This window comes from Paraglaciecola sp. (assembly GCF_039943935.1).
In the GTDB taxonomy this organism is placed as follows: domain Bacteria; phylum Pseudomonadota; class Gammaproteobacteria; order Enterobacterales; family Alteromonadaceae; genus Paraglaciecola.
In genome coordinates this window covers 143086-160652 of record NZ_JBDUZQ010000016.1, presented here as the reverse complement: position 1 = coordinate 160652, position 17567 = coordinate 143086, and the positions used below count along the sequence as shown (strand labels likewise).

At 39.8% G+C, this 17567-nt stretch carries 14 protein-coding genes; 12 read left to right on the top strand and 2 right to left on the bottom strand.

The window, feature by feature from the left end; translation table 11 throughout:
- Window positions 1–13: 13 nt before the first annotated feature.
- From murD to mutT, 12 genes are all read left to right on the top strand, one after another.
- Window positions 14–1321, top strand: coding sequence for a UDP-N-acetylmuramoyl-L-alanine--D-glutamate ligase (murD, locus tag ABJD71_RS09580; RefSeq protein WP_348168020.1), 1308 nt, complete (start codon window positions 14–16; stop codon window positions 1319–1321).
- The gene (gene ftsW / locus ABJD71_RS09575) at window positions 1318–2637 is read left to right on the top strand and encodes a cell division protein FtsW (RefSeq protein WP_348168017.1); all 1320 of its coding nucleotides are present in this window, start codon (window positions 1318–1320) and stop codon (window positions 2635–2637) included. Before murD ends, ftsW begins: the two co-directional genes overlap by 4 nt.
- Window positions 2621–3715 carry an undecaprenyldiphospho-muramoylpentapeptide beta-N-acetylglucosaminyltransferase gene (gene murG, locus ABJD71_RS09570; protein WP_348168111.1) on the top strand — a complete coding sequence of 365 codons (1095 nt, stop codon included), beginning with the start codon at window positions 2621–2623 and terminating at the stop codon, window positions 3713–3715. Before ftsW ends, murG begins: the two co-directional genes overlap by 17 nt.
- Entirely contained in the window at window positions 3712–5169 is a 1458-nt protein-coding gene (gene murC, locus ABJD71_RS09565) for a UDP-N-acetylmuramate--L-alanine ligase (protein ID WP_348168014.1), read from the top strand. Before murG ends, murC begins: the two co-directional genes overlap by 4 nt.
- A complete protein-coding gene (locus tag ABJD71_RS09560; RefSeq protein WP_348168011.1) occupies window positions 5162–6124 on the top strand; it encodes a D-alanine--D-alanine ligase in 963 nt (320 codons plus the stop codon). The genes murC and ABJD71_RS09560 overlap by 8 nt, the downstream gene beginning before the upstream one ends.
- On the top strand, window positions 6124–6882 hold the full coding sequence (locus ABJD71_RS09555; protein WP_348168008.1) for a cell division protein FtsQ/DivIB: 759 nt from the start codon (window positions 6124–6126) through the stop codon (window positions 6880–6882). The genes ABJD71_RS09560 and ABJD71_RS09555 overlap by 1 nt, the downstream gene beginning before the upstream one ends.
- A gap of 56 nt (window positions 6883–6938) precedes the next feature.
- Window positions 6939–8168, top strand: a complete 1230-nt coding sequence (gene ftsA / locus ABJD71_RS09550; protein WP_348168005.1) for a cell division protein FtsA — start codon at window positions 6939–6941, stop codon at window positions 8166–8168.
- A 77-nt stretch (window positions 8169–8245) separates the two neighbouring features.
- Window positions 8246–9418 carry a cell division protein FtsZ gene (gene ftsZ, locus ABJD71_RS09545; RefSeq protein WP_348168002.1) on the top strand — a complete coding sequence of 391 codons (1173 nt, stop codon included), beginning with the start codon at window positions 8246–8248 and terminating at the stop codon, window positions 9416–9418.
- Between the two features lie 162 nt (window positions 9419–9580).
- Window positions 9581–10498, top strand: coding sequence for a UDP-3-O-acyl-N-acetylglucosamine deacetylase (gene lpxC, locus ABJD71_RS09540; protein WP_348167999.1), 918 nt, complete (start codon window positions 9581–9583; stop codon window positions 10496–10498).
- Window positions 10499–10753: 255 nt separating this feature from the next.
- A complete protein-coding gene (locus tag ABJD71_RS09535) occupies window positions 10754–11665 on the top strand; it encodes a M23 family metallopeptidase (protein ID WP_348167996.1) in 912 nt (303 codons plus the stop codon).
- 155 nt (window positions 11666–11820) lie between these two features.
- Window positions 11821–14520, top strand: coding sequence for a preprotein translocase subunit SecA (gene secA / locus ABJD71_RS09530; RefSeq protein WP_348167993.1), 2700 nt, complete (start codon window positions 11821–11823; stop codon window positions 14518–14520).
- 87 nt (window positions 14521–14607) lie between these two features.
- Complete coding sequence (gene mutT, locus ABJD71_RS09525) at window positions 14608–15000, top strand: 8-oxo-dGTP diphosphatase MutT (RefSeq protein WP_348167989.1); 393 nt, start codon at window positions 14608–14610, stop codon at window positions 14998–15000.
- Between the two features lie 27 nt (window positions 15001–15027).
- Here mutT and ABJD71_RS09520 read toward each other — a convergent pair whose 3' ends face one another.
- Together ABJD71_RS09520 and ABJD71_RS09515 are read right to left on the bottom strand one after the other, a co-directional pair.
- The gene (locus ABJD71_RS09520) at window positions 15028–16026 is read right to left on the bottom strand and encodes an NADP-dependent oxidoreductase (protein ID WP_348167986.1); all 999 of its coding nucleotides are present in this window, start codon (window positions 16024–16026) and stop codon (window positions 15028–15030) included.
- An 805-nt stretch (window positions 16027–16831) separates the two neighbouring features.
- Window positions 16832–17446, bottom strand: a complete 615-nt coding sequence (locus ABJD71_RS09515; RefSeq protein ID WP_348167983.1) for a DNA-J related domain-containing protein — start codon at window positions 17444–17446, stop codon at window positions 16832–16834.
- Window positions 17447–17567: the final 121 nt, after the last annotated feature.

The window sequence follows — 17567 nt, the reverse complement described above, 5'->3', positions numbered from 1 at the left end:
GGCGTCCTGAAAAGTGATTAAACTAAACTTAGCCAATAAAAAAGTTGTTGTCGTGGGAGTTGGTCTTACAGGCCTATCTTGCGTACGTTTTTTAAAAGCTAAGGGGGCGCAAGTCATCGCCATGGATAGCCGCAGTGAATTGGCATTAAAACTAGATGTTCCATTATTTTTAGGGCCGTTTGATGGCAATCGATTAAATCAAGTGGATTTAATCGTTCTGAGCCCCGGCATAGATTTACACTTACCTGTTATTCAAAAAGCGATTGAATCTGGTGTTCAAGTCATTGGTGATATTGAGCTCTTTGCGCAGTTTAATGAAGTCCCGGTTATTGCCATAACGGGGTCAAATGGTAAGTCCACTGTTACACACCTTGTTGTCGAAATGTGTAAAGCTGCAGGTAAAAAAGTGCTGATGGGAGGCAATATAGGTATTCCTGTTTTAGATTTACTGGAACAGCCTGCTGATATCATTGTTTTAGAAATATCTAGTTTTCAGCTTGAGACCACTTTTTCGTTAGCGCCATTAGTGGCTACGGTATTAAATGTTAGCGAAGACCATTTAGACAGACATGGTGATTTAGAGGCTTACCAAAACATTAAATTGAGTATTTATAAAAAGGCTCAAAATACAGTCTGTAATCGTGATGACATATTATCTTATCCCTTAAATTCAAAAGCGACTCTTAGTTTTGGCTTTACTACAAGTGTTGATGGCTTTTCTTGGGACAAACAACATAACCGTATTTTGCTAAATCAAGTAGCTTATTTAGATGCTCAAAGCTGTTTGTTGGTCGGTGACCACAATATGTCAAACATTCAGGCTGCAGCGGCATTAGCTAAAGTAGCTGAGATTGATGACGAGAGTATTAAACAGGGAGCTAGAGAGTTTGGAGGCCTTCCTCATCGTTGCCAGACGGTTTCTTTAATCGAAAATATTAGATGGATTAATGATTCTAAAGCCACAAATGTTGGGGCAACCTTAGCCGCCATTAAGGGCTTAATGTCTGACGTAAAAGGTAAGTTAATTCTAATTGCGGGAGGTGAAGGGAAAGGTGCTGACTTTACGCCTTTAAATGAGTGTATAGGAGAGTCAGTTGACGTATTAATTACATTAGGAAAAGACGGCAATCAGATTAAATCAGCTAAATCAGTGAGTTATTCAGTGGCCAGTATTGAGCAGGCGGTGCAACAAGCAGCTCAATTGGCAAGCTCTGGTGATACTGTTCTCTTGTCTCCTGCTTGTGCAAGTTTAGATATGTTTGTGAGCTATCAGCAACGTGGTGATTGTTTTGCTAATGCCGTTAAGGAGTTATCTAAATGAGTACTGTAATTGACAATAACCTTAGTAGTCTGAGGCAGCTGTTTACTCAAAAGCATGATGCTATGCCGCCTCAAGATAATTTTAGGCCTTATGACTTAACATTATTGCTATTGGCTATTGCTCTTATGTCCATTGGTTTAGTGGTGGTTACGTCAGCATCAATGCCTGCTGCTGAACGTATTTTTGATAACCCATTTCATATTGCAATACGGCATTCTATTTACATTGTGTTAGCCATGATTGCCGCCATGATAGTAATGCAAATTCCTATGCGTTGGTGGAGCATGAGTAATGTTTGGTTATTATTATCTGCGATAGTTTTATTAGTTGCCGTTTTAGCTGTAGGTAGAACCATTAATGGCTCAACTCGCTGGTTGGTGGTAGGCCCAATTACTATTCAGGCGGCTGAGCCTGCTAAATTGTATTTCTTTTGTTACTTGGCTGGTTATTTAGTTCGCAGGCATGAAGATGTGACAGAGAGTGTTAAAGGTTTTCTTAAGCCTTTAGCAGTGTTTTTTGTATTGGCTGTGTTGCTTTTAGCGCAACCTGATTTAGGTACTGTGGTTGTCATGTTGTTCACAACCATCGGTTTATTATTTTTAGCTGGAGCCAAACTCTGGCAATTTTTTAGTTTAGCTATCGCTGGAGTTTTAGCAGTTGTTTCACTCGTTTATGCCGAAGAATATCGAATCAAACGTATCACATCATTTTTAGATCCATGGGCTGACCCATTTGGAACGGGGTATCAGCTTACCCAGTCACTTATGGCTTATGGCCGAGGGGATATATTCGGGCAAGGGCTGGGTAACAGTCTCCAAAAATTGGAGTATCTTCCAGAAGCTTATAACGATTTTATTATGGCTATTTTGGCTGAAGAACTTGGCTTTGCCGGGGTGTTTTCAGTCTTGCTTATTATGTTATGCATAGTGATGAAAGCAATGAGGATTGGACATTTGGCTATTGGCAGAGAAAGGCCTTTTGAAGGTTATTTAGCTTACTCAATTGGTATATGGTTTAGTTTGCAAACCGCCGTTAATGTTGGCGCTAGTGCCGGGATTTTACCTACTAAAGGTTTGACCTTTCCATTATTTAGCTATGGTGGTTCTAGCATCATTATTATGTCTATAGCTACTGCACTTTTGTTGCGCATTGATTTTGAGATGCGGGTAGACGGAATTCAAGCTCTCAATAAAGGTAAAAAAGCTAAAGTTCAAAAGCGAGCGCGTGTTAAACAAGGTAAGCAAGAAGTTGCCGATGTTATTGAAGATGTAGAAGTCTCAGCTCCTTATTTTGAAGGGGATAACAAACATGACTAAGAAATTATTAGTCATGGCAGGTGGTACAGGTGGTCATGTATTTCCTGGGTTGGCAGTGGCTGCTGAGTTAGCAGCGCAAGGATGGGACATTCATTGGCTAGGAACCAGCACTCGAATTGAAGCCAACTTAGTTCCAAAGGCAGGTTTTCCTATTAGTTTCATTGATGTAGTTGGTGTACGTAAAAATGGTTTATTTAGATTACTTATGGCGCCATTTAAAATTATTAAGTCAATTTGGCAAGCTCACATAGTGATTAAAACTTTTAAACCTAATGTGGTCATTGGGCTTGGTGGCTTTGCTAGTGGCCCCGGTGGAGTTGCAGCTTGGCTTAACCGGTTACCTCTTGTGTTGCATGAGCAAAACGCAGTGCCCGGTTTAACTAACAAACTGTTATCGAAAATAGCGACGCAAGTTTTAACAGGATTTGATAATACATTTGTTGCACAAAAAACGAACATTATTAAGTATAGCTATGTAGGGAACCCTGTTAGAACTGAGTTTTCAGCATTACCTGCTAAAGAGTCTATTCAAATGCCTTTAAAGATATTAGTTGTAGGTGGCAGCCTAGGTGCTCAAATTTTGAATGAAACTGTGCCTGTGGCTTTACAAGGTTTATCAAATGTCAATGTACGCCATCAAACTGGAAAAGGGCATTTAAGTACAGTGCAGCAGCACTACAAGCAGTTTGTTACTAATGAATCGTCTTATCAACTAAGTGAGTTCATTGATGATATGGCTCAAGCTTACCAATGGGCAGACTTGGTTGTTTGCCGTGCAGGAGCCTTAACTGTGGCTGAGGTCGCGGCGGCAGGTGTGCCCGCTGTGTTTGTACCTTTACCCCATGCAGTTGATGATCATCAAACCAAAAATGCACAGGTGCTAGTGGATGCCAGTGCAGCCTACTTGTTGCCTCAGAAAGAGTTGACGCCAGAAGGGTTAAGAATACTTATTGAGTCTTCTCAAGGGGTACCAGAAAAATTATTAGAAATGGGCAAAAATGCGAAAGCAATTGCCCGCATAGGTGCTGCAAAAGATGTTGCACATTTTTGTATAGAATTAAGTGAGCAAGCGGCATGACTATAGACAACTCAATCCATTACCAAGTGCCAGAAATGCGCAGAATTAAAAATATTCACTTCATTGGAATTGGTGGAGCAGGTATGGGTGGGATTGCAGAAGTATTGCTAAATGAAGGTTATGCGATTTCGGGCTCAGATAGACAAGCCAATGGTATGACCCAAAGGTTACAAGAGCTGGGCGCAACTATTTATATGGGGCATGCTGAAACCAATATCGCGCAGGCTAACGTTGTAGTGGTGTCGAGTGCTATTGATAATACTAATCCAGAAATTATTGGGGCAAATGCGAAACGTATTCCAGTCATTAGGCGAGCTGAAATGTTGGCTGAGTTGATGCGTTTCCGTTATGGCATTGCCGTTGCTGGAACTCACGGAAAAACAACAACTACAAGTTTGATTTCAACCATTTTTGCAGAAGCTAAACTTGACCCTACTTTTGTAATTGGAGGTTTACTTAATAGTGCTGGTACCAATGCTAGGTTAGGAGCAAGTAAATATTTAATTGCAGAAGCTGATGAAAGTGATGCGTCTTTTGTACACTTACAACCTATGGTGTCAGTGGTTACCAATATCGAAGCCGATCACATGGAAACCTATCATGGTGACTTCCAAAAAATGCAAGACACTTATATCGACTTCTTACACAACTTACCTTTCTATGGACTAGCAGTGCTATGTGGCGACGATCCAGTTATACGTGAGCTTTTGCCAAAGGTGGGCAGAAAATATTTAACTTATGGTGTTTCTGAACAGGTGGATGTTCGCGCAATTAATATAGAATTAGGGTTTAACCAAAGTAGCTTCGACGTGGTGCGTGAAGGTAAGGAGAATTTACGGATAACAGTGAACATTCCTGGTCATCATAATGTCTTAAATTCTTTGGCTGCTATTGCTGTAGCTACTGATGAGAATATTGATGATGAATCCATTGTGACTGCTTTAGGTAACTTTTCGGGAATTGGTCGTCGTTTTGAATTTTTAGGGGATTACCAGACAGGTAAAGGCCAAGCTATTTTAGTTGATGATTATGGGCACCATCCCACTGAAGTTGCTGCAACTATAGCGGTTGTGAGGAACAATTGGCCTGACAGGCGCTTAATCATGGCTTATCAACCTCACAGGTACACCCGTACTCGAGATTTGTATGAAGACTTTGTTAAAGTCTTATCTAAGGTTGATGTTTTACTATTGCTTGAAGTCTATTCCGCTGGAGAAGAGCCGATTGATGGCGCTGATAGTCGAGCATTATGTCGATCAATTCGCAAGCGTGGTGAAGTAGAACCTATCTACGTCTCTGACATTCAAGAGTTACCTATATTGCTAGCTGAAACACTAGAAGACCAAGATATAGTGTTGACTCAAGGGGCAGGAAATATTGGACAAATTGCAAAATTTTTACAGAAGGCTGAATTGGAGCCTGAATGCTTGAGTAAGGGGTTTAAAAATGATTAATGCAAGTCAACAAGCTCCCGAGTCATTTGGTAAAATTGCGGTGATGTTTGGTGGTAATTCTGCTGAACGAGACGTCTCAATAAAATCAGGTACCGCGGTATTACAAAGTTTGCTTGAGGCTGGGGTAAATGCGCATGCTTTTGATCCAGCCAACAAGCCCTTAACTGATTTATTAGCCGAAAAATATGAGCGTGTTGTCATCATGTTACATGGCCGCGGAGGTGAAGATGGCTCGCTTCAGGGGGCGTTGCAGCAGTTGAATATTCCCTATACTGGTTCTCAAGTTTTAGGCTCCGCTCTATGTATGGATAAAATTCGTTGTAAGCAGGTTTGGCAAAGTCTAGGTCTACCGACTGCAAAATACAAAATTGCAGACAAAAGAAGCTATGATGCGGGATCATGCGAGGCTATAATGGCTAGCCTTGGGAATGAAGTTATGGTCAAACCTGCGCAAGAAGGATCCAGCATAGGTATGGCTAAAGTTGATACTGCACAAAAACTAGAAACGGCCATTCAAGACGCGTTTAAATACGATAATAAAGTTTTGATTGAACAGTTTGTCCATGGCTCTGAATATACGGTCAGTATATTGAATGGCAAGGCGTTGCCATCTATTAGTATGACTACTCCAAGAGTGTTTTATGATTATGCGGCTAAGTATCAAGCCGATAGTACTGTGTATTCTTGTCCAAGTGGCTTATCACCCGATAAAGAAACAGCTTTAGCTGAACTTGCATTAGAGGCGTTTGATGCCGTTGCTGGGGCAGGTTGGGGGCGAGTGGACTTTATGCAAGACAAATTAGGAAAGTTTTATCTGTTAGAGGCGAATACTGTACCTGGTATGACAGAAAAAAGTTTAGTACCTATGGCGGCTAAACAAGCAGGATTAAGTTTTACGGATTTGTCATTAGCGATATTGGCGACATCTGAACTGCTTGAAGGTAACGAAGCATAATGAGTGAGCAGCCTTTACTTGAAAAGTCTAGTAAAGGCTCGCAGTTTTATGCGGGGTTGGTTTTTTTTGTTACCTTAATAATTTTATTAGTTATAGGCGTCATAGAACTTGTTGCATGGTTAGAAGATGAACAACAGGCGCCTGTGCAAAATATTGTGGTCTCTGGTAACAGAACATTTATTGATGATGCTGAGGTTGAAGCGTTAATAAAACGCACCCAGTCTGGTAGTTTTTTTGAGCTTAATGTGGATGAGACCCACAAAACAGTAGAGTCGATGCCATGGGTCTACAGAGCATCGGTTCGTAAGCGCTGGCCAAGTGGTTTAGAGGTTTTCGTTGTAGAACAAATACCTTCTGCCATCTGGAACGACGATATGCTGTTAAATAAGAATGGTGACGTATTTAATGCTCAAATAAATGGCCTAGCTAAGCTGAAACAGTTGAGACTGCCAAGTTTATTCGGGCCAGGTGGTAGTGAACAAACAGCATTGCAGGGTTATAGGAATATGCAATCGCTTTTAGACTCCACTAATTTGCATATAGTTGAGATGTTTTTAAGTGAGCGATTTGCATGGAATATTCAATTGAGTAACGGCATTAGGTTAAACCTAGGCAGAATTGAATTTATTGATAGATTGCAAAGGTTCGTGGATTTGTATCCGCTAATTTCAAAGCAAGATAAGCAAGTTGATTATGTCGACTTGCGTTACGACACTGGTTTGGCTGTCGGCTGGAAAACCGCTGAAAATCAAATGTGATAGAGATAACTGAGAATTAAATATCGTGAGTGTGAATATTGAGAGAGCTTGGCAAAATGTCTAAGGGTACCGAAAGAAAGTTAATTGTTGGCTTAGATATAGGCACCAGTAATGTTAAAGCGATTGTGGGCGAGCTGCTCGACGATAACTCCATTAGTGTTGTTGGTGTAGGAAGTCATGCTTCAAAAGGTATGGATAAGGGCGGAGTAAATGACCTGAACTTAGTTGTTCAGTCTGTAAAACGTGCTGTGCATGAAATGGAATTAATGGCTGATTGCAGCGTTTCTTCCGTTTTTATGGCTATTTCAGGTCGTCATGTGAAATGCCAAAATGAAAGTGGCATGGTTCCTATTAACAATAAAGAAGTGACGCAAGAAGATGTAGATAACGTGGTACATGCTGCTCGATCTGTTCCTATTGCTGCAGAACGTCGCTTGTTACATGTGCTACCTCAAGAATTTACCATTGATGTTCAAGAAGGGATTAAAAATCCAATCGGAATGTCGGGTGTTAGAATGGAAGCCCAAGCGCATATTATTACCTGTGCTGATGATATGGCTAAGAATTTAGTAAAGTGTGTAGAACGTTGCGATTTGACCGCGGATCAACTGATATTTTCTGCTCTTGCTTCTAGTTACGCAGTCGTAACAGATGATGAAAAAGAGCTGGGAGTATGTGTAGTCGATATAGGCGGCGGTACGATAGATTTAGTTATTTATACTGATGGTGCGATTCGACATACCGCTGTGATACCAGCTGCAGGTAATCAAATCACAAGTGATATAGCGAAAATCTTCAGAACGCCGATAAGCCATGCTGAAGAGATAAAAATTAATTATGCCTGTGCGCTGAAAGATATGGTGAGCATGGAGGAAAGTATTGAAGTTCATAGTGTTGGAGGGCGTCCTTCAAGAGCTATGTCTAGGCATACACTTGCAGAAGTTATTGAGCCTCGTTATCAAGAGTTATTTGAATTGGTGCATGATGAAATTCGTGCCAGTGGATTTGAAGAACAGATTGCAGCAGGCATAGTACTAACAGGTGGAACAGCGAAGATGGAAGGGGCCGTAGAGTTTGCCGAAGAAATTTTTCAAATGCCAGTAAGAGTAGGTGAGCCTTTAGAAATGAAAGGCTTATCTGAATATGTCGATGATGCGAAATTTGCCACCGCAGTTGGATTACTGCAATACGGAAAAGAACATTTAGTGAGTCAGCTTGCTAGTAAAGCAAAAGCGAGCGATGGGGCTTGGCAACGAATTCAAAGTTGGTTTAAAGGTGAGTTTTAATCATTTAAGTCAAAATAATATGGCAACAGGCAAGGATGAATCCCTGATTGCTTTTATGTACAAACCGGAGAGTAAATATGTTTGAGTTAATGGATAGTCATAGCGAAGAAGCAATAATAAAAGTCATTGGTGTTGGCGGTGGTGGAGGCAATGCGGTTGAGCATATGGTTTCCCAAAGTATTGAAGGCGTTGAGTTTATCGCTATTAATACTGACGCACAGGTGTTGCGTAGTTCAGCTGCAAACGTCACGTTGCAAATAGGGTCTGGCGTTACTAAAGGGTTAGGTGCTGGCGCAAATCCAAACATTGGACGTCAAGCTGCAGAAGAAGATCGTGAAACCATTCGTCAAAGCCTAGAAGGTGCCGATATGGTATTTATCACAGCAGGAATGGGTGGTGGTACAGGTACCGGTGCGGCACCCGAAGTCGCTAAAGTGGCGAAAGAATTAGGTATTTTAACTGTAGCAGTAGTCACTAAACCTTTCCCATTTGAAGGTAGAAAGCGTACCGACTTTGCTGATCAGGGCATAGAAGAACTATCTAAGTATGTGGATTCACTAATTACCATACCTAACGAGAAACTTTTAAAAGTGATGGGTAAAGGTACGCCTTTATTACAAGCTTTTAGTGCGGCAAATGATATTTTAAGTGGTGCTGTTCAAGGTATTGCTGAATTAATTACACGCCCGGGCTTAATCAACGTGGATTTCGCTGATGTGAGAACAGTGATGTCAGAAATGGGCACCGCTATGATGGGTAGTGGCAGTGCATCTGGTGAGGATAGAGCTGAAGAAGCTTCAGAAAGTGCTATTGCATGTCCGTTATTAGAAGATATTGATCTATCTGGTGCTAGAGGTATTTTGGTAAATATTACAGCGGGTCCAGATTTCTCAATTGATGAATTCGAAACTGTGGGTAATGCAGTTAAAGCATTCGCTTCTGAAAATGCAACTGTAGTTGTAGGTACAGTAATTGATATGGAAATGAGTGATGAATTAAGAGTCACTGTTGTTGCTACAGGAATTGGAGCTGAGAAAAAGCCAGATATCTCACTTGTTTCAAATCGAACTAGTAAAGTTATTGCTGATGGGACTGAGTTTAAACTACAAGCCAATGGCTCAAATGCAATGCCAAGTACGAATGCAATGCCAGAGCAAGCAAAATCTGTAGCAAGTGAAGAGAAAGTTGACCCCGGAAATGATTTGGAGTATCTAGATATTCCAGCATTTTTACGTAAACAGGCAGATTAAGTAATTAAAGGGAATTATTTTGTAATTATAAGGTCTTAGTTTAATATCGATTTTAATGTTTGCATTAAGATAGCTATAGATATGACAATATTTTGACAAAGTAATGATTTTTTTATACTATACGCGCCGCTTTTTATTCCATTAGGTTATTGATCGAAGGTTATGATTAAACAACGTACCATCAAACAATCTGTTAAAGAGACAGGGATTGGTCTGCATAAAGGGGATAAGGTCACTATGACTCTCCGGCCAGCGCCTGCGAATACGGGGATCGTATTTCGCCGCGTGGACCTTGAACCTTATGCCGATATACCTGCTCGTGCTGATTCTGTTGGTGATACTATGTTGTGTACCTGCATTAGTAACTCTGATGGTGTTACAATATCTACAGTTGAACATTTAGCCTCTGCATTAGCAGGACTGGGTATTGATAATATTATTGTTGAAGTTGACAGTGACGAGTTACCTATCATGGATGGTAGTGCGAGTCCGTTTATCTTTCTATTGCAATCAGCAGGTATTGAAGAGATAAATACAGCTAAACAATTTATTAAAATTACTAAAGCCATTAAAGTAGAAGAAGATGATAAATGGGCTGAGCTAAGGCCTTATGATGGTTTTAGAGTAGATTTTAGAATTGATTTTGATCACCCTGTTATCAGTGAGACCCGTCAGCATATGGTGTTAGACTTTGACTCTTCATCTTATGTTGAAGAAGTGAGTCGAGCACGAACCTTTGGTTTTATGAAAGATTTAGAGTATATGCACTCTCATAACCTAGCATTAGGTGGAAGTATGGAGAATGCTGTAGCGCTTGATGAATACCGTGTGCTTAACCCTGAAGGTTTGAGATATAACGACGAATTTCTTAAGCACAAAATACTTGATGCTATCGGCGACTTGTATTTAGGTGGTCATAGTATTGTTGGTGAGTTGGTAGCTTATAAGACAGGCCATGGCTTGAACAACAAATTATTGAACGCACTTCTACAAAATGAAGAATGTTGGGAGTTTGTTAGTTACGAAACGCCAGAAGAAATGCCAATCCGTTTTGCTTCTCCTTTTTTGGCCATAAATTAAGTCTATATCAGGTGCATTGTCAAACTTGGCAGTGCATGCTTTCTTACATAAAAAATCGAAAAATCGAATATTTAGTCCACGCTCAAGGTTATCTTATGTGTATATAAAACATGTATTAGGTTGCTGTTGTAATACCTTGAACTACTTTAACTTGTTGATATCGTGATTTATGCTATCGTACCTAGCTGAATACACATATGCATTAGCATGACAGGGAGGTGTGTATGGCAAATATTATAAAGGTAGTCGTGAGTAATGAAATTAACGTTACTGTTTAGAAGTAAAGAAAAAAAATTAGTTCTAAATATAAACAAACAAAAGTTAACGCTTTTGCTTGTGGCTGTCTGTGGAATTTTCTTAGTATCTAGTCGTTCTACTTCTTCATTGGAGGAGGATATCGTTCGTATTCATTATGCCAAGTCAGGTTTTGAGGAGCAGGCAACTGAACTCAATTCTTTAAAAACGTCTACTGAACAGCGTATGGAAGGGATGATGCTAAAGTTGGCAGAAATTGAAAGCCAAATGCGACATTTAGATTTATTAGGTGAAAGGTTAGTAGCAGAAGCAAACCTTAACGCTGAAGAGTTTAGTTTTAACGATAATTCTGAGTTTAGTGGGAGCTTTAATCAAGAATCAGTTACTCCTCAAGCAAAAGATGACCTGTTAATTCAAATGCAAAATATGTTAGAACAAATCCAAAATAAATCTGTTCAGCTAAATGCCCTTGAATCTTTAATGTTAAGTCGCCATATACAAGATGAAAGTAAATTAGAAGGGAAACCGATAAAGTCTGGTTGGTTGTCATCTTACTATGGTGTTCGTAAAGACCCTTTCACGGGTAAACCCACTTTACATAAAGGTTTAGACTTTGCCGGTAAAGAAGGTGAACCTGTTGTATCAACAGGATCTGGAATAGTCACTTGGGCAGGTTCTCGTTACGGGTATGGCAATTTAGTTGAAATTAACCATGGTAACGGTTTGAGCACACGCTACGGGCACAATAAATCACTTAATGTTAAGATTGGTGATGTAGTTACAAAAGGTCAAAGTATTGCGCTTATGGGTAATACGGGCCGTTCTACTGGCGCACATGTTCATTACGAAGTGATTCGTAAAGGTAAACAACTTGACCCCTTGCCATTTGTATACCGCAAGAAAGGGTCTTAAGCCCAGGTTTTAGTTACAATAGTTTTTAATTATTATTAACAATCGGCTCTTTATGAGCCGATTGTTTTATGTTTGATTCGGGCCATATTGGCTATATGTTTTGTGCAAACGCGCAATGAAATTTGTAAATTACTTAGATTGGAACCTGTAAATCGATGTTTTCGAGTATTCTCACCAAAATTTTCGGCAGTCGCAATGACCGAACCTTAAAAAAACTACGTAAATCTGTCGACCAAATAAATGAGTTAGAAGCTGGGCTTGAAGCGTTAAGCGATGAACAACTTAAGGCCAAAACAGACGAATTTAAACAGCGTTTGGAAAAAGACGAAACTACAGATGATATCTTAGTTGAAGCCTTTGCCGTGGTACGTGAAGCCAGTAAGCGTGTATTTAGTATGCGCCACTTCGACATGCAAATGTTAGGGGGGCAAGTATTGCATCAAGGTAAAATTGCAGAAATGCGCACCGGTGAAGGTAAAACTTTAACGTCAACGTTGCCAACCTACTTAAATGCGATTTCCGGTAAAGGTGTACACGTTATAACGGTAAACGATTACCTTGCCACACGTGATGCTGATTGGAGTCGTCCATTATTTGAATTCTTAGGATTAACCGTAGGTTGTAATATTCCTGGCATGAACCATGAGCAGAAAAAAGCAGCTTATGCATCTGATATTACTTATGGTACCAACAACGAATTTGGCTTCGATTACCTTCGCGACAATATGGCATTTAGGCCTGAAGATAGGGTGCAGAAATTTTTACATTTTGCAGTAATTGACGAAGTGGATTCAATCCTTATAGACGAAGCGCGTACTCCGTTAATTATTTCTGGCCAAGCTGAGGATAGTTCTGAACTATATCGTAGTATTAACGTTATTATTCCAGAGCTTGTCAAGCAAGAAAAGGAAGACGAAGAAGGTGAAGCTGGTGAAGGTCACTTTACGATTGACGAAAAAGGAAAACAAATACATTTGACTGAAAATGGTCAAATATTCGTAGAAGAAATTTTACAACGTGAAGGCATTTTAGCCGAAGATGAATCATTGTTTGCTGCCGCAAATATTTCACTACTACACCACGTAAATGCTGCTCTTAAAGCTCATAAATTGTTTACCAAAGATGTAGACTATATTGTTAAAGATAATGAAATTGTCATAGTTGATGAGCATACAGGTAGAACCATGGAAGGACGTCGTTGGTCCGAAGGGTTGCATCAAGCGGTAGAAGCGAAAGAAGGGGTGAAAATACAGAATGAAAACCAAACTCTAGCTTCAATAACCTTTCAAAATTACTTCCGCTTATATGAAAAATTATCTGGAATGACTGGTACTGCTGATACAGAAGCCTTTGAATTCCAAAGTATTTATGGTTTAGATACAGTGGTTATCCCAACAAACAAACCTATGGTACGTAAAGATAAAGCCGATTTGATTTTCTTAACGGCCCAAGAAAAGTATGAGGCCATAGTTGAGGATATTAAAGAGTGTGTAAAACGAGGCCAACCAGCCTTAGTGGGTACAGTATCGATTGAAAACTCTGAACTCATCTCGAAAATTTTAAAGAAAGAAAAAATTCCTCATAAAGTGTTAAATGCTAAATTTCATGAACAAGAAGCAGATATTATAGCCCAAGCAGGTAAATCTGGTGCTATCACAATAGCCACTAATATGGCCGGTCGTGGTACTGACATAGTGTTAGGTGGTAACTGGCAAGCTGAGATAGATAAAATACACGATCCAAAACCCTCTAAGGTTGAAAAAATAAAGGCAGATTGGAAAGTTGATCATGATGCGGTTTTAGCTGCAGGTGGTTTGCATATTATTGGCACTGAGCGTCATGAATCTCGCCGTATCGATAACCAATTACGAGGTCGTTCTGGTCGTCAAGGTGACGCAGGTTCATCTCGTTTCTACCTCTCTTTAGATGATGCCCTTATGCGTATATTTGCCTCCGAGAAAATGGGCAATATGATGAAACGTTTAGGTATGGAGCATGGTGAAGCCATTGAACACCCTTGGGTAACACGAGCAATTGAAAACGCCCAGCGCAAAGTTGAAGGTCGTAACTTTGATATGCGTAAGCAACTACTTGACTATGATGATGTTGCTAACGATCAACGTAAAGTTATTTATGAGCAACGTAATGAGTTATTAGATGAGGGCGAGATAAGCGAAACCATTAAAGCTATTCGCGAAGATGTAGTAAGCGGTATTATTGATCAATATATTCCACCTCAATCATTAGAGGAAATGTGGGATGTAGAGGGGTTAGAAGAGCGCTTTAAAGGGGACTTCTTGCTCGATTTACCAGTGAAAACTTGGTTAGAAGAAGATGATAAATTGTACGAAGAGAAGTTACGTGAACGTATCATTGATGAAGTAGGGTCTGCTTACAAAGCTAAAGAAGATATTGTTGGTCCTGAAGTCATTAGGCAGTTTGAAAAGAATGTGATGCTACAAAACTTAGACAGTAGCTGGAAAGAGCATTTAGCCGCTATGGACCATTTACGTCAAGGTATCCATTTACGAGGCTATGCTCAGAAAAATCCAAAACAAGAGTACAAAAAAGAGTCTTTTGAACTTTTCAGTGAAATGCTAGAAAGCCTTAAAGTAGAAGTGGTAACTATTTTAAGTAAGGTTCAGGTAAAGGCTCAAGAAGACGTTGAAGCGGTAGAAGAGCAAAGACGTCAAGCTGATAGCGTGCCTAAGAAATTTGAACACGAAGAATCTAACGCTTCAGCTAAAAAAGAGCCTCAGGCAGATGTAAGAGAAGGCCCCAAGGTTGGCCGTAATGACCCATGCCCTTGTGGCTCTGGTAAAAAATACAAGCAATGCTGCGGTAAGTTGAAGTAGTTTACTCGCTATAGCATTAAGTAAAGTTTAAAAAGCAAAATATTTTTAAGTCGGGCTAATGTCCGACTTTTTTATGTGGGGCAGATAATGAAAGTAGTGGAAGTAGCAGTAGGTGTCATTAAGCAAGGTCACAAAATTTATATAAGTAAACGGGCCAATGATTTACACCAAGGAGGTAAGTGGGAATTCCCGGGGGGCAAACGTGAGGCTAACGAAACCATAGAGCAAGCACTGAGCAGAGAGCTTTTGGAAGAGATAGGTATTACCGTAACTGAGCACAGTTCTTTTATGTTGATAGAGCATGACTATGGCGATAAAAAAGTATGCTTAGATGTTAGGTTAGTTGAGACATTTGACGGCACAGCTAGCCACCAAGAAGGTCAAATAAGTCAATGGGTTAAGATCCAAGAGTTACGTGATTTTATTTTCCCTGATGCTAATAAGGTAATCATTGAAAAATTAATGCAGACATACCTGTAGCTAAACAGATATGTCTCATACTTGAATTTACAGTTTAACGATTAGCTTACCGTTGTTAGCACCGGTTAATAACATGTTTAAACCGTCAATAGCCGACTCTAGTCCTTCTAATACATGAGCACGGTATGTCACTTTACCTTGCATCACGTAAGGCGTTAGTTTACTGACTAACTCAGTTACTTGGGGGAAATGATCAGGCATAGCATACCCTTGGATTGTAATGCGTTTCTTGATGATGGGAATCCAATTAGGACCTGCACTTGGGGTCTCTGTCGTGTAATCTGAAATCATACCGCACACTACCACTCGGCCATGGGCATTCATATTTTCAATTGCGTGATGTTGTATTGGGCCTCCGGTATTCTCAAAGTAGATATCTACACCTTTGGGTGCAAAACCTTTGATTTTTGCATCTATATCGTCGTTTTTATAATTAATTGCACCATCAAACCCAAGGTCTTCAACTAGCCATTTACATTTTTCATCGCTACCCGCTACACCAACTACATTTAGTCCTTCGGCTTTCGCAAGTTGACCCACAATAGAGCCAACTGAGCCTGCTGCACCACTGATTAATATGGTTTCGCCAAGTTTAGGGTTACCAAACCCAAATAAACCTTGGGTTGCTGTTAATCCTGGTAATGCAAATACCGATAAGACCATCTCAGGATCTAGACCTGGTTGAACTTTACGTAACCCCTCACCGCTACTGAGAATATACTCAGACCAGCCAGTCATTCCCATGACGCGGTCACCTACCGAAAAATCTGGATGTTGACTTTCGACTATTTCACCTAAACCAGATGAGCGCATCACATCGCCTAAAGCTACTGGTGGTATATAACTCTCAGGATCTGGGTTCATCCAACCTATCATTGCAGGGTCTAAAGACATATGGGTTTGCCTAACCAATACCTGACCAGCTTCTGCATTAGGGATCTCTTTTTTGATTACTTCAAATAGATTAGCAGGAATAGGTCCTGAGGCAGGGCGGGCGACAAGATTAATTGCAGTATAAGTACTCATAAAAAGCTCTATTATTAATTGATTGTTAGTGTTCTGATTTTATCTTGTTTTGTTGATTCAAATTATTTTTTTTATCTATAGGTGAATATACAAAGCAATATGTTATTCATTTTTAAATTCAACCTAACTCTATGCGAAAACGCCGAGCGATTTTCTTTATTGTTTTGTGTGTTGTCTGATGATGAGTTGGTTGTGAATAACACACTGTAGATGCTTTTATATATCGTTACTCTCCCAATGTTGGTTGGTAACATACAGCTTTATCTCGACCATTTTCTTTAAATCAATGGGGCCGTAGACGTTGATTTGCATTTGGCTTCATTGACTCGTAACGTGTTACATAGCTAAGCCTGATGAACTTCAATGACAAAAGTTAAAGGTAACTCCGCAAATTCTAGGGATTTTTTTGGGTAAATTAAGGTGTATCACGCTTGGCTAAGTACTCCATAATATTGAGCACTCGTTATTGGGCTTAAAAGTACATTTATTAATACGAGCATTCCATTAAATTCATAGTTGTAATGCTGAGTTACCTAATGGGAACGAAGTAGCATTTTAGTTCCTGATATGCACCTAACCAACTCATACTCTTATCTGTCAATAGCCAGTAAATATAATATAGATTTTGTGTCTAATTAGTTTATCTAGTGTTGCTTGCGAAACAAAATATTAGATTAATGAATAGGTAAAGCATCGAGTTCTATCCTTAAAACTTGTCGTTAAGCATGCTTTTATGGTTAAGCCTCTTGCGTCGCTAAGCTTGTACGTATCGATAGTATTTTGTAAGTTATCTTGCTCAAAGCCTTTAGTCTTTATATGTGTCTCTTAGAGTTTTATAAGCCTTGTAAAGCTCTATTGTTTTACTTTGAGTCCCCCCTTTATCTGGGTGATGCTTATGTAGCATTTTACGATATTGCTGTTTTAGTCGTTGCCCAGAAAAAGGAGAGCTTAAATTAAGTAAATCTAGGGCTTGCTGTAACGTCATTTGGTTGTCGTTAGCGGTATTAGATGCACCAGAAAAAGCATCCCAAAAACTATTCAACAAATCCTCAACCTGAGATTGGTTAGTATCCTTGAGATTCTCCCAATCAAGATAATAAGCGCGGAGATTATCTTCTGCGACTATTCCGTTTTGTCCCGCTTGCCATGGCAATCTTCGAATACAGGTACAGTGTATATCGAGTCCCCCCATTTCAGTTTCAACCCAAGAATCAGCCAACTGGTATAAAGCGTTAAATAAAATGAAATGACTTTGAAACATAGATAGCGGGTTTTGTAGTGCGTCTTGGCTAAACAGCTCATAGGGTGGCGCTTTGAGTATTTGAAATATATCGAACTCAGATAAACCATCACTATGGCTCAAAAGTATGTGTTGTAAAATAGGCTGTAGTGGTGCCCAATCGCTAGGTGTGTGCTGCATGGTAGGTCATATAGATTGAGTGTCTTGCCATTAAATAAATAGGTGGGCGTTTCAATATCTTATTGATTAATCCTAGTCTGATTTAGGTGCGAGGTAAATACTCAATGATAAAATTAAGCCT

Bases quoted from the DNA above. Each gene is read 5' to 3' on its own strand.
- ABJD71_RS09535 (WP_348167996.1), top strand. From the start codon at position 10,754: ATGAAATTAACGTTACTGTTTAGAAGTAAAGAAAAAAAATTAGTTCTA.
- ftsW (WP_348168017.1), top strand. From the start codon at position 1,318: ATGAGTACTGTAATTGACAATAACCTTAGTAGTCTGAGGCAGCTGTTT.
- ABJD71_RS09520 (WP_348167986.1), bottom strand. From the start codon at position 16,026: ATGAGTACTTATACTGCAATTAATCTTGTCGCCCGCCCTGCCTCAGGA.
- lpxC (WP_348167999.1), top strand. From the start codon at position 9,581: ATGATTAAACAACGTACCATCAAACAATCTGTTAAAGAGACAGGGATT.
- ABJD71_RS09555 (WP_348168008.1), top strand. From the start codon at position 6,124: ATGAGTGAGCAGCCTTTACTTGAAAAGTCTAGTAAAGGCTCGCAGTTT.
- ABJD71_RS09560 (WP_348168011.1), top strand. From the start codon at position 5,162: ATGATTAATGCAAGTCAACAAGCTCCCGAGTCATTTGGTAAAATTGCG.
- ABJD71_RS09515 (WP_348167983.1), bottom strand. From the start codon at position 17,446: ATGCAGCACACACCTAGCGATTGGGCACCACTACAGCCTATTTTACAA.
- murC (WP_348168014.1), top strand. From the start codon at position 3,712: ATGACTATAGACAACTCAATCCATTACCAAGTGCCAGAAATGCGCAGA.
- secA (WP_348167993.1), top strand. From the start codon at position 11,821: ATGTTTTCGAGTATTCTCACCAAAATTTTCGGCAGTCGCAATGACCGA.
- ftsA (WP_348168005.1), top strand. From the start codon at position 6,939: ATGTCTAAGGGTACCGAAAGAAAGTTAATTGTTGGCTTAGATATAGGC.
- ftsZ (WP_348168002.1), top strand. From the start codon at position 8,246: ATGTTTGAGTTAATGGATAGTCATAGCGAAGAAGCAATAATAAAAGTC.
- mutT (WP_348167989.1), top strand. From the start codon at position 14,608: ATGAAAGTAGTGGAAGTAGCAGTAGGTGTCATTAAGCAAGGTCACAAA.